This is a genomic window from Methanosarcina mangrovi (assembly GCF_052057765.1).
Lineage (GTDB): Archaea > Halobacteriota > Methanosarcinia > Methanosarcinales > Methanosarcinaceae > Methanosarcina.
Genome location: NZ_CP195120.1, coordinates 755,871 through 776,055, shown reverse-complemented (window position 1 = coordinate 776,055; position 20,185 = coordinate 755,871). Strand labels below are relative to the sequence as shown.

Annotated in this window: 27 protein-coding genes; 12 read left to right on the top strand and 15 right to left on the bottom strand. The window is 42.9% G+C overall.

Annotated features, from left to right (window positions below; translation table 11 throughout):
• From ACSAZL_RS03735 to ACSAZL_RS03725, 3 genes are all read right to left on the bottom strand, one after another.
• Window positions 1–465 (bottom strand): CBS domain-containing protein, encoded by a 465-nt coding sequence (locus ACSAZL_RS03735; RefSeq protein WP_440947399.1) that lies wholly within the window; start codon window positions 463–465, stop codon window positions 1–3.
• 74 nt (window positions 466–539) lie between these two features.
• A complete protein-coding gene (gene argC / locus ACSAZL_RS03730; RefSeq protein ID WP_440947398.1) occupies window positions 540–1,553 on the bottom strand; it encodes an N-acetyl-gamma-glutamyl-phosphate reductase in 1,014 nt (337 codons plus the stop codon).
• A gap of 160 nt (window positions 1,554–1,713) precedes the next feature.
• Entirely contained in the window at window positions 1,714–2,202 is a 489-nt protein-coding gene (locus tag ACSAZL_RS03725; protein ID WP_440947397.1) for a type IV pilin, read from the bottom strand.
• 232 nt (window positions 2,203–2,434) lie between these two features.
• On the opposite strand from ACSAZL_RS03725, the gene ACSAZL_RS03720 reads away from it, so the two are divergent.
• The 5 genes from ACSAZL_RS03720 (at window position 2,435) to ACSAZL_RS03700 (ending at window position 5,356) form a co-directional block, all read left to right on the top strand.
• Entirely contained in the window at window positions 2,435–2,857 is a 423-nt protein-coding gene (locus ACSAZL_RS03720) for a nucleoside 2-deoxyribosyltransferase (protein WP_440947396.1), read from the top strand.
• A 383-nt stretch (window positions 2,858–3,240) separates the two neighbouring features.
• Entirely contained in the window at window positions 3,241–3,408 is a 168-nt protein-coding gene (locus ACSAZL_RS03715) for a hypothetical protein (RefSeq protein WP_440947395.1), read from the top strand.
• Window positions 3,409–3,684: 276 nt separating this feature from the next.
• Window positions 3,685–4,107: an N-acetyltransferase gene (locus ACSAZL_RS03710; RefSeq protein ID WP_440947394.1), complete on the top strand. Its 423-nt coding sequence runs from the start codon at window positions 3,685–3,687 to the stop codon at window positions 4,105–4,107.
• Window positions 4,098–4,253 carry a hypothetical protein gene (locus ACSAZL_RS03705; RefSeq protein WP_440947393.1) on the top strand — a complete coding sequence of 52 codons (156 nt, stop codon included), beginning with the start codon at window positions 4,098–4,100 and terminating at the stop codon, window positions 4,251–4,253. The genes ACSAZL_RS03710 and ACSAZL_RS03705 overlap by 10 nt, the downstream gene beginning before the upstream one ends.
• 104 nt (window positions 4,254–4,357) lie before the next feature.
• A complete protein-coding gene (locus ACSAZL_RS03700) occupies window positions 4,358–5,356 on the top strand; it encodes a hypothetical protein (RefSeq protein WP_440947392.1) in 999 nt (332 codons plus the stop codon).
• Between the two features lie 413 nt (window positions 5,357–5,769).
• On the opposite strand, the gene ACSAZL_RS03695 is transcribed toward ACSAZL_RS03700, so the two are convergent.
• The 6 genes from ACSAZL_RS03695 to ACSAZL_RS03670 form a co-directional block, all read right to left on the bottom strand.
• Entirely contained in the window at window positions 5,770–6,456 is a 687-nt protein-coding gene (locus tag ACSAZL_RS03695) for an ABC transporter ATP-binding protein (protein WP_440947391.1), read from the bottom strand.
• A gap of 2 nt (window positions 6,457–6,458) precedes the next feature.
• A complete protein-coding gene (locus ACSAZL_RS03690; protein WP_440947390.1) occupies window positions 6,459–7,667 on the bottom strand; it encodes an ABC transporter permease in 1,209 nt (402 codons plus the stop codon).
• Window positions 7,668–7,682: 15 nt separating this feature from the next.
• The gene (locus ACSAZL_RS03685) at window positions 7,683–8,909 is read right to left on the bottom strand and encodes a COG1361 S-layer family protein (protein WP_440947389.1); all 1,227 of its coding nucleotides are present in this window, start codon (window positions 8,907–8,909) and stop codon (window positions 7,683–7,685) included.
• Entirely contained in the window at window positions 8,906–9,397 is a 492-nt protein-coding gene (locus ACSAZL_RS03680) for a GbsR/MarR family transcriptional regulator (RefSeq protein WP_440947388.1), read from the bottom strand. The genes ACSAZL_RS03685 and ACSAZL_RS03680 overlap by 4 nt, the downstream gene beginning before the upstream one ends.
• An 870-nt stretch (window positions 9,398–10,267) precedes the next feature.
• On the bottom strand, window positions 10,268–10,678 hold the full coding sequence (locus tag ACSAZL_RS03675) for a hypothetical protein (protein ID WP_440947387.1): 411 nt from the start codon (window positions 10,676–10,678) through the stop codon (window positions 10,268–10,270).
• A gap of 290 nt (window positions 10,679–10,968) precedes the next feature.
• Entirely contained in the window at window positions 10,969–11,202 is a 234-nt protein-coding gene (locus tag ACSAZL_RS03670; protein WP_440947386.1) for a hypothetical protein, read from the bottom strand.
• A gap of 63 nt (window positions 11,203–11,265) precedes the next feature.
• Between ACSAZL_RS03670 and ACSAZL_RS03665 the strand changes: the two genes are divergently transcribed.
• Window positions 11,266–11,724 carry an Hsp20/alpha crystallin family protein gene (locus ACSAZL_RS03665; protein WP_440947385.1) on the top strand — a complete coding sequence of 153 codons (459 nt, stop codon included), beginning with the start codon at window positions 11,266–11,268 and terminating at the stop codon, window positions 11,722–11,724.
• Between the two features lie 179 nt (window positions 11,725–11,903).
• Here ACSAZL_RS03665 and ACSAZL_RS03660 read toward each other — a convergent pair whose 3' ends face one another.
• The 5 genes from ACSAZL_RS03660 to ACSAZL_RS03640 all read right to left on the bottom strand — a co-directional run bounded on the left by ACSAZL_RS03660 (window position 11,904) and on the right by ACSAZL_RS03640 (window position 16,055).
• Window positions 11,904–12,059 (bottom strand): hypothetical protein, encoded by a 156-nt coding sequence (locus ACSAZL_RS03660; protein ID WP_440947384.1) that lies wholly within the window; start codon window positions 12,057–12,059, stop codon window positions 11,904–11,906.
• A 97-nt stretch (window positions 12,060–12,156) separates the two neighbouring features.
• Window positions 12,157–12,300: a hypothetical protein gene (locus ACSAZL_RS03655; RefSeq protein WP_440947383.1), complete on the bottom strand. Its 144-nt coding sequence runs from the start codon at window positions 12,298–12,300 to the stop codon at window positions 12,157–12,159.
• Window positions 12,301–12,497: 197 nt separating this feature from the next.
• Window positions 12,498–13,718, bottom strand: a complete 1,221-nt coding sequence (locus tag ACSAZL_RS03650; RefSeq protein WP_440947382.1) for an MFS transporter — start codon at window positions 13,716–13,718, stop codon at window positions 12,498–12,500.
• Window positions 13,719–13,968: 250 nt separating this feature from the next.
• Complete coding sequence (locus ACSAZL_RS03645; RefSeq protein ID WP_440947381.1) at window positions 13,969–14,568, bottom strand: TIGR00296 family protein; 600 nt, start codon at window positions 14,566–14,568, stop codon at window positions 13,969–13,971.
• Between the two features lie 236 nt (window positions 14,569–14,804).
• Window positions 14,805–16,055, bottom strand: coding sequence for a phosphoglycerate kinase (locus ACSAZL_RS03640; RefSeq protein ID WP_440947380.1), 1,251 nt, complete (start codon window positions 16,053–16,055; stop codon window positions 14,805–14,807).
• A gap of 212 nt (window positions 16,056–16,267) precedes the next feature.
• Here ACSAZL_RS03640 and ACSAZL_RS03635 point away from each other — a divergent pair, with 212 nt between their 5' ends.
• The 6 genes from ACSAZL_RS03635 (at window position 16,268) to ACSAZL_RS03610 (ending at window position 19,491) form a co-directional block, all read left to right on the top strand.
• Window positions 16,268–16,963, top strand: coding sequence for a uracil-DNA glycosylase (locus tag ACSAZL_RS03635; protein ID WP_440947379.1), 696 nt, complete (start codon window positions 16,268–16,270; stop codon window positions 16,961–16,963).
• Between the two features lie 18 nt (window positions 16,964–16,981).
• Complete coding sequence (locus ACSAZL_RS03630; RefSeq protein ID WP_440947378.1) at window positions 16,982–17,104, top strand: hypothetical protein; 123 nt, start codon at window positions 16,982–16,984, stop codon at window positions 17,102–17,104.
• Window positions 17,105–17,228: 124 nt separating this feature from the next.
• A complete protein-coding gene (locus ACSAZL_RS03625) occupies window positions 17,229–17,525 on the top strand; it encodes an Hsp20/alpha crystallin family protein (protein ID WP_440948775.1) in 297 nt (98 codons plus the stop codon).
• Between the two features lie 133 nt (window positions 17,526–17,658).
• Window positions 17,659–17,853, top strand: coding sequence for a 4Fe-4S dicluster domain-containing protein (locus tag ACSAZL_RS03620; protein ID WP_440947377.1), 195 nt, complete (start codon window positions 17,659–17,661; stop codon window positions 17,851–17,853).
• A 146-nt stretch (window positions 17,854–17,999) separates the two neighbouring features.
• Window positions 18,000–18,194, top strand: coding sequence for a 4Fe-4S dicluster domain-containing protein (locus tag ACSAZL_RS03615; protein ID WP_440947376.1), 195 nt, complete (start codon window positions 18,000–18,002; stop codon window positions 18,192–18,194).
• 280 nt (window positions 18,195–18,474) lie between these two features.
• Entirely contained in the window at window positions 18,475–19,491 is a 1,017-nt protein-coding gene (locus ACSAZL_RS03610) for a sodium:calcium antiporter (protein ID WP_440947375.1), read from the top strand.
• On the opposite strand, the gene ACSAZL_RS03605 is transcribed toward ACSAZL_RS03610, so the two are convergent.
• A complete protein-coding gene (locus ACSAZL_RS03605) occupies window positions 19,372–19,896 on the bottom strand; it encodes an ArsR/SmtB family transcription factor (RefSeq protein WP_440947374.1) in 525 nt (174 codons plus the stop codon). The genes ACSAZL_RS03610 and ACSAZL_RS03605 overlap by 120 nt on opposite strands.
• Window positions 19,897–20,185 lie beyond the last annotated feature (289 nt).

Sequence of the window (20,185 nt, the reverse complement as noted above, 5' to 3'; positions counted from 1 at the left end):
TCAAAGCTTTGCAAGGCCCTCAATAATATCTCCACGCGTGACAATTCCAACCACGCGGTCATTTTCCACTACTGGAAGCCTGTTGATCCGGTGCCTGACCATAAGTTCGGAGGCTTCTTCAACCGAGGCTTCGGAAGAGATTGTGTGCACTCCTTTTGTCATCATCTCTTCAACCTTCGTAGAACCAACATCTGAAAGCATTTTTTTCGTTTCTTCCCAGCTAAGGAGTTCCCTTATCGGGACTTCTATGACTTCAAAAGGGCTTGGAAGCCAGAGATTTCCTTTTTCCGGGATTACGAGCAGCTCAAGCAGATCAGCCTCACTTACTATTCCTACAAGCTGTCCGCCTTCCAGGACAGGAGCTCCACTGATATTGTTTTCTTTAAGGAGCTTTGCAGCTTCCCGGACTGTGTCGTCAGGCTTGCAGAAGACGACGTCAGGATTCATGACATCTTTTACTTTCATCGGACTACCCCAAGATAAAATTCCATTCTTTATTTTAATCCGTCACCAGTTATATGTTCTCGCCTGCTCTACCTTTACGGAGCTGCTGCAGGCAGCCAGAGCCCGCGGGCCTCAGCCAGTCCGAACATAAGGTTCATGTTCTGGATAGCCTGCCCCGATGCACCTTTGACAAGGTTATCTATTGCCGAGAGCACCACAACCCTGTTATTCTCTTTATCTGCTTCAAAGCCGATGTCACAGAAGTTAGACCCCCTGACCGCGGTAAGGGACGGGACTCCTCCCGGAAGCCGGACAAAAGGTCTGTCTCCGTAAAACTCCTCATAAATCCCCTGCATATCTCCGGTCGAAAGAGGCTCTTTCGTAAAGAGGTGGGCAGTTGTAAGAATCCCCCTGATCGACGGGATCACGTGGGGAGTAAAGCTGATGTTCCTGAGCTTTCCGTCCAGCCTGGTCAGCTCCTGGAAAACCTCAGCCCTATGCCTGTGGGCTGTAAGCTTATAGGGGATTATGTTTTCTGCGAGGTTCGGATAATGAGAAGTTTCCGTCGGGGAAATTCCGGCTCCTGAAATCCCTGTTTTGGAATCAAAGACTGCAATGTCTATTAAACCTGCTGCCGCAAGAGGGGCTGCTGCAAGGGTTGCTCCGGTAGGAAAACAGCCAGGGTTTGCCACAAGCTCTTCCTTTGCAGCTTCAGGGTGAAGTTCTACTAACCCGTACACTGCCTTCCTGGGGTCGCTGTGCTTCATCCCATAAATTTTCTCAAATACCGGAGTATCAAGCCTGTAGTCTGCACTGAGGTCGATCACCTTCGTGCTGCCGTCGAGCAGTTCGGGGACATAATTCATACCGGTCCCGTGAGGCACCGCCAAAAAGACCACATCACAGCGCTCCCGGATTTCTTCGGGACCCGGATTTTCATACTTCAAGTCCAGAAAACCGGTGAGGTGCCTGTGCGTGCTTGCTACGGGTTTTCCTGCAAGACTCCGGGAAGTTGCCAGCTCAAGCCTGACATCGGGGTGGCTCACAAGTAAGCGCAGGAGTTCTCCTCCTGCGTATCCGGAAGCTCCTATAATTCCTGCCTTGATCATGGGTACTCACTGCCAGTGTAATGTCAATACAAGATAATTAAGCTTGTTATCGAAAAAAACCAGAAAGAGGGCTCCAAGGATAGTTGATAGGAAGAAGAATAAGCTCATAAGATTATTCCGGCTCCGGATTATTTCGACTCTGGATCATTCCGGCTCCGGATTATTCCGGAACTATGACCATTTTTTCTTTGACCTCAAGCTCACGCTTTGCAATAAGCCCACCGCTTTCGAGATCAACCACTTTAACAGAAACCAGATCTCCGGGGACCAGTTCCATTGCAGGCAGTCCGCTCTTGTTGAGAGAAAGAGCCCTGCATCCCCCGGTTTCGAGGGTGCCCAGTGCAGTGTCATTGAGCGTGTATGAACTATCATTGATATCCATAATAACCGACAGCGAAGACCTGTCAAAAAAGAGCGGATCTCCTCCGGAATGTTCGAACGCAAGTGAACTTCCGTCGTCAGTAAAAAAGACCTGAAGTTTCGCTGCTGGCGCTCCTTTATGGGTGGAGGCTGAATATCCCTCAAAAAAGACTGAAGAAACCAGGCCTGCAAGAATAAAAACAATGGCTATTGTGACCGCAATTCCGATAACGGGAGCGATCCCTCTTTCGTCTGAGCCCTTCAATGCTGAAATATTCCTGACCGTCATATTACCCCCGGAACAGAAAAGTCATAAAATTAATATTAAGACAGTACAGTTTAAATTTCTAAATATATAAGGGTATTCCAGATAGTTCCTGACAGGTTAAGATCAGCTTCATTCAAGCATGTATCTCTGAGAAGATTACCCTGTAAGGTAAACTATTTTACCTTTATCAACCTTCTTTCATGCAAGAAAATTCTTATGAGTGCTGACTTCCGGAGTAACAGGAGGGAAACAATTGAGCAAAAAAAAGATAATTTACCTTGCAGGCCCACTTTTCTCGTGTGCCGAACTCGAATATAACCGGAAACTGAAGGATATGCTGCTCAACAATGGCTTTTCCGTTTTTTTGCCCCAGGAAGACGCAGAAGATTCGGCACTGGAGCGCAAAATTCAGAACCAGGAATGTATATTCATGAAGTGCGCGGAAGGTGTGGATGCCTCAGACCTTGTTGTCGCTGTCCTTGACGGGGTGGATGTGGATTCCGGAACCGCATGGGAGATAGGTTATGCCTATGCAAAAGGAAAACCTGTTATAGGGCTCAGGACTGATTTCAGGGAACTTGCAGACGGTATCGTGAACCTGATGGTTGAGATGTCTATTGTTTCCCTGGCAAGAGACGAAGAAGAACTGTTGAAAGTACTGGAAAAATTCCGATAACTTTTTTTCCTTCCTGTTTATAATTTCCTGTTTAATGTTACAACCGGGTATACGACTTATTAACCCTCATTCCTCCCTATTTACCTCCCCGGTTTACCACTAAATGCCAGCTCTTTTACCGTTTTCTGAAATTTTCCCTTACCTTTTTTCGGATAATCTCACAAAAAATAGAGAGAGATTATGCCTGTTAACTGAGTCGTAAAAATGACCTTTATTTTTGTAGGGAACTCATGAAAAGTTTCTTCTGATCCAATATAAATTATCACTCAAATGAGATAAATCTTAAAAAATATTCAATGCCAGTAGCCGTAAATATAATGATTATTAATTTGAAAAATGTTTATATGGCAGATGAGACCTATTAAATATAGGAGGTTAAGAAAATGACCTTTTCAAATGGATACACTTTTACTAAAGTGAAGACTTCACACGGGCCCGAAGTGTATGTGACCCAGTTCGGGAAACTGGTAAAGGTTGTGCCCTGCGGCCAGCATGTGGAAATATCCGAAAGATATGCAAGTGAACTGATCAGGCAGATCGAATCGGACTAAGAGAAAAAATTATCCGACTTTTTCTTTTTATCTCGGACCATTTCAGTTAAAGCCCTTTTTCGGCCGAACCCATTTCGGTCTATCCTTTTCTGCAAAACTGTTACACAGTATACCAATTTTCGGGAAAGCATACGGAAAATACGAACTTGTGGCAGCTTTTCTGCATAACTGTTACACAGTATACCAGGCTTTTTTCAACAATATCCGAAATATGAGGGAATAATTTTAATTTTAGATCAATAAAATAATCCTAACAAAAGAGAGGAATCTGAGAAATTGATCAGAACTTACAGGGAAACAGACCTTGAAGAAATGGTAAGGATCTGGTACGATGCATCAATCATTGCCCATCCTTTTGTGCCAGCTTCTTTCTGGGCTTTGCATAAATCCGAAATGAAAGAAAAGTACCTGCCCCTTGCCGAGAATTATGTTTTTGAGCAGGAAGGAAAGGTTGCAGGCTTTATTTCACTTGTAGGAGAGAGGGTATGTGCCCTCTTCGTAGCTCCCGAAGCGCAGGGAAGAGGAATAGGGAAGATTCTCCTCGAACACGCAAAAACCCAGAAAGGCAGGCTCTCCCTGAAGGTCTACAGGGATAACAAAAAAGCCACCCGCTTTTATGAAAGGAGCGGGCTTAAAGCAGTCGGGGAAGAGGTGGACGAGCATACGGGTTGCCTGCAGGTTTTGATGGAGTGGGAATAAAGTCCCGGGCTGGGGTTTCAGCCTTTGATGCACCTTCAGTTTCAAATGCAACACTGAACCAGATTGGGGTGGACCCTATCAGTGTGAACCCGATAAAATTTGACCCGATAAAATTGAACCCGATAAAATTGAACCCTATAAATTGAACCCGATAAAATTGAACTAAATCAAGTTGGATTCAATGAAATGCCACAAGAGTAAAGAAAGAAGAAAGAAAAGAAGAAAGGCAGAAAGTAAAGAGGGAAGGGCCATGAACTATAAAACCGGAGACAGATCCGTTCATGAGGGAGAAGGTTTACTTTTTAGGCATCTTGTACCCGATACGCCGGAAGTAAAGAGAATAAAAAGCCTGCAGGGTAGAGAGTACGAATACGCCGAATATATCGGAATAGTGGAATATTCAATTGCGAGGTATTTTTGCGAGGCTGACAGAAAAATAAAGGATAAGGATGCAGTATCGGCATTAAAGAATATCAGAAAAAACTTCAACAAAGACATTTCTTTTTTCAAACTTGGGCTTGAAAGAGAAATCGTCAAAAACCTGATAGAAGTCCTTGAAGAAAAACCGATAAGCCACCATGAGTTGAAACTGGTAATAGACTACGTTTTAGACGTTATCGAGAACAGAGCATGGATGGAAGACGAACAGGCGTACATAAAATGGGCAGCTTATATCATGAACCTGTTCACGGAAGAAGAGAGTGAAGAGTATGAGAAGAGCATAAAAAAACTCGCTTCCAGGCTGGGCCTGTCCAGTAAGCACGCAGACCTCATGCTCATGAAAGGGGACGAGGAAGATTATTTCGAATTTGTAGAGGAATATGGGGGAGAAAGTGAAGGAAAAGAAGGAGATGAAGGATGGGGTGAAGGAGAGGAGCTGGACGAAGAAAAGCTGATAGCAGAGATGGAAAGTAAGTTCCTTTCAGTGGAAGACTCTGAAAAATTCGATTTCCTGCTGGAAAACGGTCCGGAATTTTATGAACTTGTGGGCCTTTATATCTCCGAACTGGCGGAAAAGGGAGAATTCGGGAGGATCCAGGAACTCTACAGCAAACTCACCGAGAAATACGACGATTTCCTCTACCTCTACGTTTTCATGGGAGCAACCTACCTTGAAATAGACCCTGCCCTTGCAAGATCCTATTTTGAACTGGCACTGAAAGCCCTCGATAACATCAAAGAACTTTCGTACTCCACAAAAGAAAGATTAAGAGCCAACTTCCTTGCCCTTATCGAAAAAATAGGCTGATTGCAAACTGGGCCGGTTGTCAAAAGGACCTGTTTATCAGATGGGCTGCCTATCAATCAGAAGGGAATATAAACAGAGAAGAAGTCGGACATGCAGAAACTCGCTACTGAAAACAGTCTCAAGCAGGATGAACTGTTATGCAGGGATGAGGGTGTTTCGGCAGCTTTTTTGGCAGCGTAAAGCGGTTCTTTGGGCCGTTGGAATGGAGTTCAGGAAACCGGTTATCAAGAATAAGCAACTTGAAATTACATTAAGAAATACAATCTGATGTTGTACTTTAGATGTAGCATGTTAGAGGTTGCACGTTTCATACACCTGAAAAAATGAAAATTGAGTGTTGAAACAGGTTCGATGGCGTTGAATAGACACGTAAGGTCTTGAGAAATTTATGAAATCCATTATTCTATTATTCTTTACTTCTTTTGTTTTTTCTCATCGCTAACCAGGTTGCCGTCTTCGAGAGTAATTATTCTATCAACATACTCGGTATGCCACGGTTCATGTGTTACCATTACGATTGTCTGGCCATATTTTTCATTCAATTCTTTAAAAACATCCAGTACCTGTTTTGAGTTGTTGGTGTCCAGGTTTGCACATGGCTCGTCAGCAAACAATATGTCAGGCTTTTTTGCTATGGCTCTTGCGATTGCAACTCTTTGTTTTTCCCCGCCGGATAATTCGTCAGGAACCCTGTTATGTTTTCCTTTCAGGCCAACCTTATCCAACGCTTCAAGAGCGGTTTTATAAGACTCCTTCCTTGATTTTCCTTCCATCATGGAAAGCACATAAACATTTTCTGCAGCACTCATTTCATTGATGAGTGCATAGTCCTGAAAGACATAACCGACCTGCGTTAGCCTGTAATAACTTCTTTCTGCTTCGGGCAAGCTGGAAACCCGTAATCCCCGAATGGTGTATTCTCCATCCGTTGCGTCGTCTAACAATGCCAGTATCCTTAACAGAGTCGTTTTTCCGCTTCCGGAAGCACCCATTATCGCTACAAATTCCCCTTTGTTTATTTCGAACGAAACACCCCTGAGAGCCTTGACAGCTGTTTCCCCTGTCCCGTAATACCTTTTCAGGTCCTTTACTATGATCATTTTTATCGTCCCCATATGGCTTTGAGTATGCTCTCTCTTGACACAGTCCAGGCAGGGAGTATTCCGGCCATCACTGATAGTATAAGCATGGTAAATATACTTTGAATAAGCAGCATAGGATCGATCTGGGGTCTTATTTCCATGGTCTCGTAGAATATTACTGGGTTCGCCTGGAAGTAGAACATGAGCGCAAAGTATAGTATTAATCCTGCGAATATTCCTAAGGAAACATAGAACATGCTAAGGAACGCATAGGACAATACTATTGATCTCGGAGTAATGCCTACTGCTTTTAAAATACCGATCTCTTTTTTCCTATTAAGTACGTTGATATAGATGATTATAAGTACGAGTGCCGCTCCTACGACCAAACTCACAAACTTTGACATGGTATCTATAGCACCCATGCTTTGCATTGCCTGTTTTATGAGAGCTTCGGACTTATCAGCCCATGTGAAGACCTGCTCATTTACGCCTGCTTCTCTGATTTTATCCTGTATCTGCCCTTCGCCCCCTTGCTTGTCAACCCTTACGACTACACTGGTAGCTTTACTTCCCTCCAGGCCATAGACTTCTTCTATTTCCTTGTAGTGGACTAAAGCATTAAGGTCAACAAGTTCAAACGTGCCTTCCATTATGCCTTTCACTTTATAGGTTCTCTTCACACCATTGCTGTATGTCACGTCAACAAGCGATCCCGGTCTTACTTCACCCAGGTTGTCATAGATTTCCGATCCAAAACCTGTACCTGCGATCATAGCCCCAATGATAATCTCGTCCCGGGAGAGATCTCCTAAGAAATCTCCTTCACTGATAATGTAGGGGTATCTTGAAACTTCATGCTCTTCCGTAGGAAGCAACCCTGTCACAGTTACTCCTACCACTTTCTGTTTATGCTCAATAGATGCTCCCACATCCAGTCTTTTTGTTGCGGCCCTCACACCTTCGACTGCTCTGACTTTCTGCAAAACGTTATCGGCATTGTTAATGTAGGTGTTGTCGCCAGTAGGTTCTATTACAATATCCCCATAAGCGTAGTCCTGCATAAATCCGGTAAATAGGACTGTCATTCCTCCTATCATTGACGGAAGGAATACTAAGTTCATATAGATGAGTGAGAGAACGAAAACTATGAACATCAATGTTTTTTTGTTCCCTCTTTTTATACTGAAGTATGCAATGAGGGCTCCCACCCTGATGTCGTTAATCATATTGGAGACCTCTCGTTATTTTTTGTTATTAGGAGGGTTACCGCCACCTTCCATTAACTGCCTGATTACCTCATCTTTTGATTTTTTTGTCCTATAATTAATGTATATTAGTCCTCCAATAACTGCTAATACCAGCAATACAATTGCAGCTCTTCCTGCTCCGCTATTAGTTTCCAGGACTATAAGATTGATTTTCGTTTCAATCTGTTCTTCTCCAAAATCATCACTGTACGTTATGGTAACAGGGATTTCGTATTCCCCTGATTGATCAGCTATAAAAGTAATTACCGCAGGCCCGTCTTCATTCGGGTCAAGAGTTCCTATAAAGGATTCTTTTAAGCCCTTGAACGGATGGTCAGCATAGGCTCTTATTGAGTTTATTGTTCTGTCACCGGAGTTTTCGATCCTCATAGTCAATTCTACAGTATCACCCATGTAAGGAAGAGTAGGGTCAACCTTCACTGATGCGAGGTTCAAAGTTCCTTTTTTGTCAAGCACAGTTATGTTAATGTCATATTCGTCTTTTTGTTTGCCAAAATCATCTTCATACTCTATAATGACAGGGATTTCAAATTCTCCTGACCTGTTTGCCTTGAACTTGAATAATGCAGTTTGACTTTCATTTAAGCCAAGAGTTCCGATTGAAGAAGTTTTGATTCCCTTAAACTCATGATCCAAATTAACTGATACAGATTTTGCTATTGCTTCCCCATAATTTTCTATGCCTAACCTTAAGTCAACTGTATCGCCCTCATAGATATATTCAGGACTGGTTTCGACCGAAGAGATCCTTGGTTCAGCATCTTCTCCTATCACTCTTATTTCAACTTCATAATATTTTTCCGTATCAACGGGTTTATTTGCATATGTTAATTTCATTTTTATAATATGAGGACCGGGTTTGGCATCAGGGGTTGTTCTCATGTGATATACCAGGTACCTTTCACTTGTACTATAAGTTAATTTTGAAACTTTAGTAACTAAATTTTCTGTAACTATTATATCTGAGGGGATGCTGATTATCTCAAAAGTAATATCTTCAGGAGTTTTAGTACCGCAGCTCTCAAGATTAATTCCCAGGGTGAATTCTTCATCGATACCTATTGAACTGGGACTTATTTCCTGTAATTCTGCGTTTACGCATGCATAACTGGAAATTTCTGCTTCAACAATAGAAATTCCTGTTAAGCTGATTATAAAAACTAATAAAAGCAAATATGTTAGCTTTGTACTCTGGCTCATTTTTTATTCACCTCGGCCTGGATTTTTTCTGTAAATTCGACAAGGTTTTTATAAATAAAATCTAATGAAATCATTTGCTGATAATAATATTCGATTATTTTGAGCAGTTCGTCAGAGCCCTCTTCGTTACTATTTTTACATCTCTCAATTATTGCCGGAAGCTCTTTAATCGCAGGGCTGATCATGACTTCAGTCTTGGATTTTACTGCGTTAATTGTCATTGTCAGCATATCTCTTTGAGCTGAGAAGTACAATTTTTTTGAACCAGCTTTCTTCGTTTTTTCCACCAATTTTATTCCACTAAGCAATTTCATTGCTGCACTAACAGATGAAAAACTATACCCGGTCATTGTAGAAAGCTCTTCTAAAGTTAGCGGATCCGGTTCAGAGTAAAGAATTGCTAATAATTTAGAACAAAGTTCATCGAGCCCCTGGGATTTTATCCCTTGATACACAAGATACTCAAATTCTTTTTTTACTGCACTCATTTCAACGCCCTATTTACGGAATTTCCAGTAACTACTGGATATTGTAGAAATAGTAAATAGATGCTTCGATTTTGAAGACTTTGACCAAAAAGTGCTTTTAACCAAAAAAGTGCTTTTAACCAAAAAAGTGCTTTTAACCGGAGAGTCGACTTCATTTTTCGCAGTGCCCGCTACCGAAGAACCCATCTGCGTACCTGAAAACCAGGATTTTCCTAAAAATTGGGCTTTCACCTAAAAATACCCCTCATACTCAGAAAATAGCGGTTTTTGGCTTATCACGTAGGAAAAGCGGGAACAAGCAGCTTTGCCGATTAATTCAATTACCTTAAAAATACGCCGAGAACCAAAACAATAGACTAACGGATTATTGGCTAAAACAGCTAAACGGAAATATTATTTTCATTAAAGGGAATCATGATAAGGGAATATTCAAATGAAATCATGACTATTCAAATGAAATAGAGTTTTATGACGATTTTACTTTTGAATATGAAAATCATAAATTCTTTTTAACACATAGACCTGAAGACATTCCACCTGATTGGAATGATTGGACTATTTGTGGCCATAACCACAATAATAACCTCCAAGAGTATCCCTTTATTGATAGAGAAAATAAAAAAATAAATGCCTCCATTGAATTGACAAAATATAAGCCTGTAGATATGGATTTTTTAATAAAACAGATAAATGAGTGATTTCTCGTTAATGGCATTTTTGGTGGTCCTGTATTAATCAGTTGATATTATTCCTATATCTGAAACTAAGATCTTTTGTTTTTTGATTCTACTTTTTGCAGGGCTGAACTTTTCTCTTCTACAACGCAAAAAATGAACAAGCGAATTTTATATCTTGATCTGGGAGATCTCTTTAAAACTCACAGGTAAACATAAACGCCTCCGCCAGCTTGTCTGGAGGCCCTTCACAAAAGGAAAAAGAGAAATGAATGAGAAATGATACTGAAATTGGTACCGTTTTAGCTATTTTTCTTCTTTTAAACTCACAAACGCCTACAGCAGCTTTTACTTGATAATCTGTTGTTTTCATCCTTCTATATCTTTTTTGTCTTGTTGGGAAAGACCGCTCTCCTGCGTCGAGCGGGACAAGAACGACACAATAAAGCAAATGACATTGTACGGGGCAAAATTCAGGAATTTGAGTCAGACTTATTTTTTCAAAAATATCAACCATGTAAAGAGGGACGACCGCATTTTTTAAAGCGAAGAAAATCAGTCTATACACCAAAATTTTACCTTTTGCCTTACAAACATTGGTTCTCATCGATTAATGAAATGAGGCATAGTTAAATAAACTCAGTATTTAGTTCAAACTTCAGTTCCGGTTTTTCTCTTTATAGGGGGAATTTGTTTGGTGAATTCTGAGGTTCCCTTCCACACGAAAAAGCCCATTCTGCCCGCGAATTATACGTTTTTCCTGAAAAAAATCCCGTTTTGAGAAAACTGAATACAGGCAAATTAACAAAAAGTTTAAATATAATGATTACTAACTACATGTTAGTAACTGAGTAATAATAACAACCACACAGTAACCAGAATATACTAACTGTAAGGTTAGGCCTCAGTTACCTGACCAAAAATCTGCGAACAGACCGAAGGTGAACCTGTACCACCTTTAAAAACGGATTTCTCCCTCCACCAGGAAGAGGATGGGAGCCTGAAACTCTCATCTATCTTGCCTGTAAGACATGGAAAAGCAAACAAAAGAATCTCCACTCTCAAACCTCCATCCCCGGCAGGGGTTTCCACGTCTTTCAGGCAGGCCTCCTGAGGAAAAAGAAGAGGCACTGTTCCGCATCTCCAGAACTACTTACAGATCAGGTTAGAGATCATCCAAGGAGAAATTAGTACATGAAATTACCAATTAAGAGACCATCCCGCGACATGTGCAGCTGGGACCCGTTTGATGAGATCAGAGGAATGCAGGAATACATGGGACAGATGATGAGAACATTCCCTGCACTGGAAAGCAGGTATACAGGCGGGACCTTTGCCCCATTGACCGATGTCGCGGAAGAAGACAACAAAGTAATTGTTACAACCGACCTGCCGGGCATTGACAGAGAAAATGTCGAGCTGAGCCTGAAGGATAACTTCCTTGTAATCAGCGCATCCAAAGGAAAAGAAGAGGAAACCGAAAAGGAAGGCTATCTCAGAAAAGAGAGGTCTTTCATGCGCTACTACCGTGAGATTCCTCTGCCGGAAGGCGTAACCGAAGAAGGGGCAACTGCCCAGCTCAAAAACGGTGTCTTAACTGTCACCGTGCCAAAAACAAAGGCCTTAACTGAAAAAAGAATCCTGATCGAGTGATCGGGGATATTACCATAGCCAGATTCACTGCTAAGAGAACGGCTGTTTTAATCAACACAAAACGATGAAAACAATAAAACCAGAAAAACCGATAAAACCTACACCACTAGAGCCTATAATACCGCAAAAACCGGACTTGCCGGCAGGACCTGCAGGATATCAAGCCTGCAGGCAAACCTTCACAGCCAATCCATTAAATTTAAGCCCAGAACTGTATTCAAGTCCATTCCACTAACTGCGAATAAGCAAGTAAAAGCAAAATCCACTAAAAAATTTCTCTGCCACAAAACAACTTTCCTCCAGCCATTTTTACCTCCAACCATTTTTACCTCCAACCATTTTTACCTCCAACCATTTTTACCTCCAACCATTTTCCATAATTTTTTCCATCAATTTTTTCCATCAATTTTTTCCATCAATTTTTACCCTCACCTATTTTCCATAATTTTTTCCATTAACCTTGTTTCCATTAACCTTGTTTCCATTAACCTTGTTTCCATTAACCTTGTTTCCATTAACCTTGTTTTCATTAACATTTTTCAGTAACTTTTGATATTTTTTGATATGAGCCTGCAAGACTCGGAAAAGAACAACGTTTTTTGTACTTTATTAAGAATTTAGAAAGTAGAGCAGGGGACTCGGTATCAAGAAGAGGTTCTTGGAAGAAGATCAGGAAAGCCGGATACAGGTTTGCAAGCCATAGGCACCAGGAAAAAAGAAATTAAGGTTCTTCCCGGACCGCTCGTCCTCAGAGGCCTGGGTACCTTCCCGGGTCAGGTTACTTTCTCTGGCTCCTCGACTTTTTTGATTACCACAAAACCCGCAAGGAGCATAAGCAGGGCGCAGGCGTAAAAGGGTGTTACAAAGGTCGCATAACCTGCAAGGAAGCCTCCGAATATAGGGCCAAAAGCCATTCCTGCTGCCTGTGCGGTTGTGATTATGCTGAGCCTTGAGCTTAAGGAAGAACCATCCGAGAGATCGGCTGCAAGCGCCATTGCAGGAGTATCTATTAAGGCAACAAGGAGCCCCTGGAAAGCCCGGAAAAAAATGAGCTGGCTTACACTTGTGATATAGCCCATCCCGACAACCAGTGGGACGCTCAGGAAAAGACCTGCAACGATCAGTTTCTTTCTGCCTATCCGGTCCGAGAGGCTGCCGAGAGGCGCCTGGAAAAGCAGCCTTGCAAAAATGTAGGCTGACACCGCAACTCCCAGGGAAAGCTCGGAAGCTTCAAGCCTGACCTCATATTCGGGAAGAAGGGCGACTACCATCATTATCCCGACCATCATCATTAGCATGGCGCCTGCAAGGGAATAAACCGAGTCATAGCTTTTCTTGCCGCTTCTTTTTTCGGAAACCGGTTCAGGAGACCCACGGGTCTCTTTTACGAAAAAGGTCACAAGCCCCAAGCTTACCACTCCGAGCAGGGCGCAGAAATAAAATCCGGCATCAAAACCCCAGTATCTGGCTATTGCCCCTCCGACAACAGGCCCGAGCCCGAAGCCGACCCCTCTTATGGTCGTATAGACTCCGACAGCTTTTCCCCGGGTTTCGGAAGTCGAGATATGCGTGACCATTGCGATAACCGCAGGTATGGTCGCCCCTACGGTAATCCCCTGCAGCAGCCGGATAAATAGCAGCTGCTCATAACTTGTTACCTGCGAATAAAGGAAAGAAAAGAAGGTATACCCTATCAGCCCGAAGAGGATGAAAGGTCTCCTGCGGTCAAGCCTGTCCGAAAGCCTGCCCATAAGGGGCTGCGTAAGGGCGCTGAAAAGCCCGAAAACCGTTATCACAAGCCCTGCTCTGGTAACAAGGGGAAGCCCGGAAAGAAAAGATGCCCCAAGGTCGGATATATATAATGGAATCAGGGCAACCAGCATCCCCGAACCCAGGTCTTCGCAGAACCTAGAAAAGGAGAGGACGTAGAGCTCATGATTAATATTGCTGAAAAGTTCCGGAAACGCATTTTTCTGCAGGTTACAGGTGTTCATATTTCTTGCTCAACTCAACTTAAAAGTGAGTATTATCCAAAAAATAACAAATATCTTACACTATAAAACAATGTTGAAATCGTCTTGCTCGAACGTAATAAAGAAAAGTTGAAATGAAGAAAAAGTTGAAATGAAGAAAAAGTTGAAATGAGGAAAAGTTGAAATGAAGAAAAAGTTGAAAATGAATGGTTAATAATGGGAGACGAACAGACACAGAATAGTAAAAAAATTATCCGGCTCTCATAAAGCCTCAAAATTTTTCTTCTATTACCTCGCCTCCTGGCTCCTTTTCCTTGAAAATCTGCCCTTCGAAACAGTAAACCTCTGCTCCTTTGACCCAGGCGTCCGGGGAAAGGCCGGCTTTCATGCAGGTGTGACCCAGGAAATCTATGGAATCCATTTCATTTTCAGGAGCGACCTGAGGGAGCAGCAGTCCCTGACAGTAGCCCTGTTTTACGATGAGCCCGTGTTTGCCGATCTCCACCTTATCCGGAAGTTCTTTCGGAGGGGCATTGATCTTTTCAGGTTGAGTCAGTATTGTAACCTCGACAACCAGGCTTTCCAGTTCTTCTCCCCCAACCGGAGGAAAACGCGGGTCGCGCACTGCCGCAGAGATTGCGGAGTCAATGATAGCCTGCTCAAGCGTAGAATCGGGATAAGGATGTCCTATACAGCCCCTCAGCATCCCGTTTTCCGTTAGTGTGACGAAAACTCCCCTGTTTTCCCCGAAAATCGGCGGAAGATCTGTACCTATATCCCGGGGTCCTGGAACCCTGCCCCCCAGTAGAAGTGTTTCAATAGTTTTTCTTGCAAGCTTGACTGCAGCCTTACCTTCTGTTTCTGTAAGCATGCTTGAACCAACACCTGTAAACTGCGTATAACCTGTTAATTAACCTATTAATTATACCCTGTAAATGCCAGCCCAGGTACATCATCACCGGTTAGATGTGATGGGATTATGGAAGCTGGTATAACAGTATGTTTATTAGAGCTGGTTAAAGTACATTTCTGGTATTGTCCGGATACCGGCAGAAAATGGCAGGCAAAAATCCGTTCTTGCTGCCGGAACTCACCGGAAACAAAAATTTAAAGCCTTTTAGCTTCCTGATATTTTTTGTAAGCAGCTTTCAGAGACTCGACTCCCGGCAACTTTTCCCCTGCAAGGTAATCAATACAGGCTCCCCCACCCGTACTGATATGCGAAAAACGATGTTCAAGGCCGAGATGTGCAACCTCAACTGAGATATGCCCACCGCCAATGATCGAAAAATCGGATTTAGTAGCAGCTTTTATGATTTCATGGGTTCCGAGGGCAAAATCGTCAATCTCGGAAACTCCTGCGGGACCGTTTAAGACAACGGTTTTGGAGTTCTGGATTTCATTGGTGTAGTCCACAATAGTTTCGAGTCCTATGTCGTTAATGGGCAGAGAATCGGAGTTAAGCTCGGAGATAGGGACCTCGTTGCGTTTCTTGTTATCGTTTAAGGCTACATCCTTCGGAAGACCGATTTTGTCTTCGAACTTCGCAAGCAAGCCTCTTGCCTTTTCGATCTGGTCTTCATAACCCTGGGACTTGATAAAATCCATGTTGACCTTTCCTATATTTACTCCTGAAGCCGCAAGAGCAACATTTGCAACCACACCGGTAAGAAGCACCCTGTCAGCCCCGCCATTTACGAGGACGTTTTCAGTCACTCTAAGGGAATCGTCCACCTTTGCCCCACCCAGCACGAAAATGCTTGGCCTTTCTCCTCCTTTGACTCCCCGGTCAAGAGAGATAAGTTCTTTTTCCATTACCCTGCCGGCGCCTGACGGAAGGACTTCGGTAAAGCCTACAACCGAAAGGTGGGACCTGTGAGCTACTGCAAATGCGTCATTCAGGAAAATATCGACAAAAGGTGACAACTTTTTAACCATATAGGTATTGGCCTGCTCTGCGGGTGTTCTTTCAAGACTTTCTTCCGAATAGAACCGGACATTTTCGAGCATGATAACGTCCCCGTCTTCCATGGAGGCGATCTGGGTTTTTGCAAACGTCCCGAAAATATCATCCACATAGGTAACTTGCCTTCCCAAGTATCTGGACAGAAGGTGGGCATGAGGTTTCATGGTGGTGAAATCTTTTTTCCCGGGCCTGCTCTGGTGAGCAAGCAGAACGACTTTTGCGCTCTCAAGGTCTTTCAAGGTCGCAATATGGCTCTTGATCCTCATATCATCCAGAATGTGGCCCTGTGTGTCCATGGGAGAGTTCATGTCGACTCTTAAAAGAATCGTCTTTCCGCGTATGTCAAAGTCATCGATCGTAAGAAAGTTTCTGGAAGTCATTACCCTCAGCACACCTTTGTAAACGAGATTTTATATATATCAGAGAATAAAGTTTAAAAGATAAAATATTCGAGAATCTTATTCTTTCAGTATTGGTTATGTTTGTCATGGAATTTTTTACATAAATAAGTTTGTTCCCGTTTGCGCCTCAAGAGATGGATTACTGATATTATAAGAAAAGAAGGAAAAAAAAGGCAGTCAATGCCGGAGAAAAAGCAGTTAACATGGGAGAAAAAATAATACTGATTGGATACAGTTTTCAGGAAAAAGCTGTATTCTCAGGAGTACTCCCCGGAAAACAGGGGAAAATGAAGGAGCTAAGAACTGTGGCAGCCGAGGAAGAAAACTGTGGAAATTTTGAAGAGAGGGTTCAAAAACTGGTGGAAGCCGGATATGAAACCGTCGCAAGGGAAGCAATAGCCTGTACACGATGTTCTCTTCATAAGAGTGCAATCCGAAGAGTTATAGGAAAAGGGTCCTGCAATCCAAAGGTGTTTTTCATAGGAGAAGCCCCGGGAAAGACCGAAAACGAAACAGGAATTCCCTTCTACGGGAGAGCAGGAAAACAGCTGGACAAAATGGTTGGGTACATGGGGCTCTCGGAAGAAGACTGGTTCGTAACAAACACCGTCAAATGCCATCCTCCTGAAAACAGGAGACCAAAAGTGAGTGAGATCGAGTGTTGCAAGCCCTTCCTTATTGCTCAGATAAACCTGCTTGACCCTGAACTTATAATCCTCCTTGGCAACACAGCTGAAAAGTCGTACTGCCCGGAAAGGAAACTGGAATGGGGAGTCCCCGTAGACCATGAAGGAAGGAAAATTCTGAAGCTCTACCACCCTGCAGCCCTGATCTATACAGCTTCGAAAATAGAAGTCCAGCAGGCTTTCATAGATAAAAACAGGGAGCTATGGCGGTAAAAAGAAGAAACTGAGAAATTGGGAAGATTAAAACCGGACAGAAGCGAGATAAAGGGGGAGGAAGGGAGCGGAGGAAGAATTCAGGGAAAAGCGGTAGGGACAAGCGGTAGAGGAAAGCAGAAGACGAAAGTGGAAAGGTAAAAAGGAAAGGTAAAGAGGAAAGGTAAAGAGGAAGCCATTGTTCACAAAATATAAATAAAACAATCCCGCAATTATTATTTGCATTTGCATTATATTTGTTAGATAGCAGCTTGGGGGTACGAATATAGCAATGGTGAAGATGTCACCAGACATCTTTTCATGTTCGGACGAAGAGGGAAATCTGGACATTGAAATCGATATGTTTGGGGTAAAGAAAGAGAATATAGAACTGAAAATGGTCGAAGACGGCTTTTTTGTAAGAGCAAAAAGGGAAGAAACCGGGGTTGAGTATGTGGGAACTTATGCATTCTGCTGCGGGGTCGTCCCTGAGAAAGCTGTCGCTAAATACGTGGATGGAAAACTCTATGTGAAAGTACCTTACAGAGAAAGTACAGAGACAGTAGATGTTAAAATCCAGTAAAAACATGTAATAGAACCTGGTTAATGAAGTTGAGAACCATCAATTAACACCAATTTTTAGCATCGATTATAACGCCAATCAGTTCAGGAGTTTAGTTTTCTAATTTGCGAGATCCTGATAAAATGGAGGAAGTATGCATCCTGTAATCGACTATCACAAGTGTAACGGTGCTCTCGCCTGCTATGAGGTCTGCCCTGCAGAAGTTTTTGATGTAGGCGAAATCGATAATGTGAAGAAAGCCGTGGTAGCTAATCCTGAAAATTGCATAGAGTGCGAGCAGTGTGTGGAAGCCTGCCCGGCAGAAGCTATCGAACTTGTTGAGAGCTAAGTTCGAAGTCTCTTATTGATAATGAGATAAAGCAAAGGAATAGAACAACCGATTAAAAAGTGAAGGATAGAACAAACATTAAAGCTTAAATTTCCGAAATAAACCGAAATTCCGGAAATAAACCAGAACTCCGGGAGAGATGGAAAATGCACCCCAAAATTGACTACAATAAATGTATTGGCTCACTTGAATGCTACGATGTCTGTCCTGTAGACCTGTTTGACGCGGAAGAGACGGAAGAAGGAAAAAGGGCAGTTGTAGCACGTCCTGAGGACTGCATCGAATGCGAACAGTGCGTACAGGTCTGTCCGACCGATGCGATAGAGCTTGTGGAGGATTAAAAAGGTTTGGGGAGGTAAGACCGGAAGAGATAAGACCTGAATTATAACCTTAAAATCCCGTTATAGATATTAACCCAGAGAAATGGATAGAAATCCAGAAGAAGGAATTAAAAATTCTTCTGGAAAAATTTTTCTGAAAAAAATCCTTAATCCTTTTTTGTTTTCAGGATAAAACGGGAATAAACGGCCATCGATTTTAAATTTCTGAAATTTGCCATGACCCGAATTTTAAGACTATTTTCGAATGCGAAAATTTTGAAATGCGGAGAAGGAAACAGGAATGGAGTTGCCTGCTGCAATAATTCTTTTTGTTATTTTTACTGCGGTAATAGGTATTGCAGGAACCAGGCTCAGTAAAACAGCCGACCAGTTTGCAGATCTTACCGGACTCGGGGAAGCTCTGGTAGGGGGAGTACTTATAGGGAGTATTGATTCCCTTGCAGGAACCATAACCTCAATTACCGCCGCCTACCAGAATCACCCCGAGCTTGCAATCAGCAATGCGCTGGGAGGCATCCTTGCCCAGACAACCTTTCTTGCCCTTGCAGACATAAGCTATAAGAAAGCAAACCTCGAACATGCAGCTGCATCCTATCCAAACCTGATGCAGGGTACTCTTCTCATAATTATGCTTTCTTTTATTCTTCTGGTAACGTTTGCTCCTGAACTTTCGGTTGGGGGGACAAACCCTGCTTCCATTCTCATGATAATCGGGTACATTTTCGGAGTGCGTATGATCTGGAAAGCAGGAAAGAGAGCTATGTGGGTTCCTAAAAGTACGGCGTCAACAGTAGAAGACCTAGTTCTGTATGTTGAAGGGAGGAACCTGAACAAAAGAAGAGTTGCAATAAAGTTTTTCATACTGGCAGCAATTGTGGCCTTTTCCGGATTTGTTGTGGCGGAGACCGGAATAGTAATAGCTGCGGAAACAAAGCTTTCCGAGACCATTGTAGGAGGGCTTTTTACCGGAGTAGCAACCGCACTCCCCGAACTTATCATTACCTTTACGGCAGTCAGGCAGGGAGCCCTCACTCTGGCAGTAAGCAATATCATAGGAGGCAATACCTTTGATGTGCTTTGCGTGGCTTTTTCGGACATAGCCTATCTGAACGGTTCGATATACCACGTGCTTGCCAGAGCCCAGCTGCTAATAATCGCCATGACCCTGATGCAAGTTTCAATCCTGGTTATGGGCCTCCTTGATAGGGAAAAGCACGGCATAGCGGGTATAGGCTGGGAAAGTTTTCTGATCATCGTGCTCTTTGCCGGAGGATATACAATCGTCTTTTTTTCCTGACTCCTCGGAAAGGGTAACCGCCCGGCCGGAAAGATTTGTTCGGCAGTTTTCCAGAGTTTTTTCCAGGACATCCAGGACAAAAGGATCTTTATCCCTGTTTTCCCGGGACACCAGCAAAACTGGATGCTCTGCAAGGGCATAGATTTTGATCTCACGACCTTTACAGCTCCATTTTACCTGCCTGACTTTTATAAGGCCAACCTTCTCCAGTAAGCCGAGATTATATGCCAGTGTATTCAGGCGAAGCCCGAGCTCCGATGCAAGTTCGCCTGCAGACATTTGTTTATTTTGAAGTTGTTTAAGAATTTGTATAGGAAGAGGCCTTGAAAGAGCCCTTGCAAGCAGAGACACCTCATTCGGCAGCGACAGGCCAGACAGGTAGACTAAATTCTCAGTTCTCTCCAAGCCTTTCAACCTCCTTTCCAGTTCCCGAAAGTAAAGAACCAAAAAACATTACAGTTACCTCGTTCTTATCTTTTCTCTTATTCCTTTTTTATTCCGGAGCTTTCTATTTTCTTCCCTGCCCGGAAATTTCGTTTTTCCTTTTTCCGGAGATTTCATTTTCCTTTTTCCGGAGATTTTATTTTTCTTATCATGCCAGAAATTCAATTTCCCTTATTAGTCCGGAGTTTCAAACCCTCCCGGTTCTTCCGGACCCTGAACCCTTGAGCCTTTACAATTAAATGATCACTTG